Genomic DNA, 4130 nt, shown 5'->3' with positions numbered 1-4130 from the left:
TCACCGTGGGCGCGGTGCTCTGCGCCCGGGAGACCCGGGGCCCCGACCTCGCCGAGGCCGCGGCCGGCCGCCCGGCGGTGCCGGTGGCGTGAGCCGACGGGAGGGGGCGCCGGGGTGACCCGGCGCCCCCTCCCCGCACGCCCGGCGGTTCTGCATCCAGCAGGGGAATGGCACGATGGCCCGCACCATGGACGACCCCCACGACAGCCCGGCCCCGGCGCTGCGGCGCCTGCTCGACCTGCTCGCCTCCGGCGCGGCCACCGAGGACTTCGCCGAGGTGCTGGCCGACGCCCGCCGGCGGGGCGCGCCCCCGCAGGTGCTCGCCGAGATCGACGCGGCGACCTGGCAGGCGATGCGGGTGCACCGCACGATGCGTCAGCACCGCCGCCGCGAGGCCGAGCTGACCGCCCTGTTCGACACCGCCGGCGACCTCGCCGCCTCCCGCGACCTGGACGCGGTGCTCCAGGCCATCGTCCGCCGCGCCCGGATGCTGCTCGGCACCGACACCGCCTACCTGACCCTCCCGGACGAGCGGGCCGGCGACACGTACATGCGGGTCACCGACGGCTCGGTGTCGCAGCTGTTCCAGACCCTGCGGCTGAGCCTCGGCGACGGGCTCGGCGGGCTGGTCGCCCAGACCGCCCGGCCGTACGCCACCCCCGACTACCGGACCGACGAGCGGTTCCACCACACCGGGACGATCGACGCCGGCGTGCTGGACGAGGGCCTGGTCGCGATCATCGGCGTGCCGCTGCTGCTCGGCGGGGACGTGATCGGCGTGCTGTTCGCCGCGGACCGCTCGCCGCGCGCCTTCTCCCCCGACGAGGTGGCGCTGCTGTGCACCCTGGCCGCGCACGCCGCGATCGCCCTGGACACCGCCAAGGCGCTGGCCGACACCCGGGCCGCGCTGGGCGAACTGGCCGCCGCCAACCGGGTCGTGCAGGAGCACTCGGCCGCCGTGCAGCGCGCCGAGCAGGCCCACGACCGGCTCACCGACCTGGTGCTGCGCGGCGCCGAGGTCGACGACGTGGCCGCCGAGGTCGCCGCGCTGCTCGGCGGCGAGGTGGGCGTCCACGACGCCGAGGGCCGTCCGCTGTCCGGCCGCGACGGCGCGGCCCGGGACCTGGCCGGCGCCGTCGCAGCCTCCCGCGCCGAGGGTCGCGCCGTCCGGCAGGGCACCACGTGGGTCTGCGCTGTCCTCGCCGGGCAGGACCTGCTCGGCGGCCTGGTCCTGCACGGCCAGCCGGACCTGGACGACCCGGACCGGCGGATCTTCGAACGGGCGAGCGTGGTCACCGCGCTGCTCCTGCTGCTGCGCCGCTCGGTCGCCGAGACGGAGAACCGGATCCGCGGCGAGCTGCTCGCCGACCTGCTCACCGCCCCCGACCGGGACCCGGCCGGGCTCGCCGCCCGCGGCCGCCGGCTCGGCGTCGACCTGGCCCGCCCGCACCTGGTGCTGGTCGCCGCCGGAGAGGGCGAGGGCCGGACCCGGCTGGCCGGCGCCGCGGCCCGCTACCTGTTCGGCACCCGCGGCATCAGCGCCGAGCACGGCGAGGCCGTGGTGGTGCTCCTCCCCGACGACGGCACCGACCCGGACCGCGCCGCCGCGGACGCCGCCGACCGGCTGGCCCGGCTGGCGGGCTGCCCGGTGACGGTCGGCGCAGGCCGCCCGGCCGCCGGGCCGGCGGCGCTGGCCGCCGCCCACGCCGAGGGGCTGCGCTGCGTCCGGGCGCTGCGGGTGCTCGGGCGGAACGGCGACGGCGCCTCCGCCGCCGGGCTGGGCTTCCTCGGCGTCCTCCTCGGCGAGGGCCACGACGTCGCCGCGTTCGTCGCCGCCGCGCTGGGCCCGCTGACCGACTACGACGCCCGGCGCGGCACCGAGCTGGTGCGGACCCTGCGGGCGTACTTCGACTGCGGCGGCAGCCTGACCCGGGCCAAGGACGAGCTGCACGTCCACGTGAACACCGTCGTCCAGCGCCTGGACCGGATCGAGGTGCTGCTGGGCCGCGACTGGAGCAGCCCGGAGCGGGCGCTGGAGCTCCAGCTCGCGCTGCGCCTGCAGCTGCTCGCCGACGGCTGAGCCGGGCCGCCCCGGGCGGCCCCCGCCGGTGGGCCGGACGGGTGAACCGCAGGCGTACAGTGGCGAGGTTGGTCTCGAACGCCTGGCAAGGAGCAGCGGTGAGCGAGGACGTACGGTTCGTGACGATGGGCACCGGCGGCGACGCGGTGCCCTACGAGGCGGCCTGGGAGGAGCAGCAGCGGCTGCACGCGCTGCGCGTGGCCGACGAGATCCCGGACACCGTGCTGCTGCTGGAGCACCCGCCGGTCTTCACCGCGGGCAAGCGCACCAACCCGGAGGACTACCCGCTGGACGGCACCCCCGTGGTGCAGGTCAACCGCGGCGGGGAGATCACCTGGCACGGCCCCGGCCAGCTGGTGGGCTACCCGATCGTGAAGCTGCCGGACCCGATCGACGTGGTCGCCTACGTGCGGCGGCTGGAGGAGGCGCTGATCCGGGCCTGCTCCGAGTTCGGCCTGGAGACCTCCCGGGTGGAGGGCCGCAGCGGGGTGTGGGTGCTGGGCCGTGAGATCCCGGACGCGGTGGTGGACCCGTCGCAGGTGGTGGAGATCGGCAGCCTGACGCTGCGGATGGGCCTGCCACTGGGCATCGACCCGCGGCTGGCGGGCCCGGAGTACGCCCCGTCCAACGCGGGCCAGCGCGGCGACGACCGCAAGCTGGCGGCGATCGGGGTGCGGGTGGCGCGGGGCGTGACGATGCACGGCTTCGCGCTGAACTGCGACCCCGACATGAGCTGGTTCGACCGGATCGTGCCGTGCGGCATCCGGGACGCCGGGGTGGCGTCGCTGGCCTCGGAGCTCGGCCGGCCCTTCGGCGTGACCGATGCGCTGCCGGTGGTCCGCCGGCACCTGGCGGAGGTCATGGCGGAGCTGCGGGAGCCCGCGGCGGCCCGCTGAGCCGGGAATCTACCGGCCGGTAGCTCTGTTGCCCTGCGATTGCCGGGCCGAGGTCCGGCGAAGGCCCTGAAAGCACAGGCGTACCCTGGGGGTACCCCGTCTAGTTCTAGGAGTGCCCGTGTCCGCTGTCGCGCCCGACGGCAGGAAGCTGCTCCGCCTGGAGGTCCGCAACAGCGAGACCCCCATCGAGCGGAAGCCCGAGTGGATCAAGACCCGGGCGAAGATGGGACCGGAGTACAACGCGCTCCAGTCGCTGGTGAAGAAGGAGGGGCTGCACACGGTCTGCCAGGAGGCGGGCTGCCCCAACATCTTCGAGTGCTGGGAGGACCGCGAGGCGACCTTCCTGATCGGCGGGGACCAGTGCACCCGCCGCTGCGACTTCTGCCAGATCGACACCGGCAAGCCCGCCGAGTTCGACCGCGACGAGCCGCGCCGGGTCGCCGAGTCCATCGTCACGATGGACCTGAACTACGCCACCATCACCGGCGTCGCCCGCGACGACCTGGAGGACGGCGGCGCCTGGCTGTACGCCGAGACGGTGCGCCAGGTGCACGCGATGACCGCGGGCCGCGAGGCCGGCCGCACCGGCGTCGAGCTGCTGATCCCCGACTTCAACGCGGTGCCCGAGCAGCTGGCCGAGGTGTTCTCCTCCCGTCCCGAGGTGCTGGCGCACAACGTCGAGACGGTGCCGCGGATCTTCAAGCGGATCCGCCCGGCCTTCCGCTACGAGCGCTCGCTGGACGTCATCACCCAGGCCCGCGCGGCCGGGCTGGTCACCAAGTCCAACCTCATCCTCGGCATGGGCGAGACCCGCGAGGAGGTCAGCCAGGCACTGGCCGACCTGGTCGGCGCCGGCTGCGAGCTGATCACCATCACCCAGTACCTGCGCCCCTCGCTGCGCCACCACCCGGTGGAGCGCTGGGTCAAGCCGCACGAGTTCGTCGAGCTGCAGGAGGAGGCCGAGGAGCTCGGCTTCGCCGGTGTGATGTCCGGCCCGCTGGTGCGCTCCTCCTACCGTGCCGGCCGGCTGTACCGCCAGGCGCTGGAGCACCGGGCGCAGGCCGCGGTCTGAGGCCGATCGGCCGAGTGCCGGAGGGCGGGGGGGGCCCAACCCCCCCCCCCCCCCCGGAACCCCCCCCCCTAAAACCCCCCCC

The 4130-nt window shown here is 75.6% G+C and carries 3 protein-coding genes; all 3 read left to right on the top strand.

Annotated features, from left to right (window positions below):
- Nucleotides 1–187: 187 nt before the first annotated feature.
- The 3 genes from ACFV0G_RS36325 to lipA all read left to right on the top strand — a co-directional run bounded on the left by ACFV0G_RS36325 (nucleotide 188) and on the right by lipA (nucleotide 4048).
- Complete coding sequence (locus ACFV0G_RS36325; protein ID WP_380557140.1) at nucleotides 188–2080, top strand: helix-turn-helix domain-containing protein; 1893 nt, start codon at nucleotides 188–190, stop codon at nucleotides 2078–2080.
- Between the two features lie 98 nt (nucleotides 2081–2178).
- The gene (lipB, locus tag ACFV0G_RS36320; RefSeq protein WP_380557138.1) at nucleotides 2179–2976 is read left to right on the top strand and encodes a lipoyl(octanoyl) transferase LipB; all 798 of its coding nucleotides are present in this window, start codon (nucleotides 2179–2181) and stop codon (nucleotides 2974–2976) included.
- A gap of 118 nt (nucleotides 2977–3094) precedes the next feature.
- Nucleotides 3095–4048: a lipoyl synthase gene (lipA, locus tag ACFV0G_RS36315; RefSeq protein ID WP_380557136.1), complete on the top strand. Its 954-nt coding sequence runs from the start codon at nucleotides 3095–3097 to the stop codon at nucleotides 4046–4048.
- Nucleotides 4049–4130 lie beyond the last annotated feature (82 nt).

Source organism: Kitasatospora sp. NPDC059571, from assembly GCF_042735675.1.
Lineage (GTDB): Bacteria > Actinomycetota > Actinomycetes > Streptomycetales > Streptomycetaceae > Kitasatospora.
This window is presented reverse-complemented; position numbering and strand designations above follow the sequence as displayed.

Excerpts from the sequence above, each read along its gene's own strand:
- ACFV0G_RS36325 (WP_380557140.1), top strand. The coding sequence starts at position 188 with ATGGACGACCCCCACGACAGCCCGGCCCCGGCGCTGCGGCGCCTGCTC.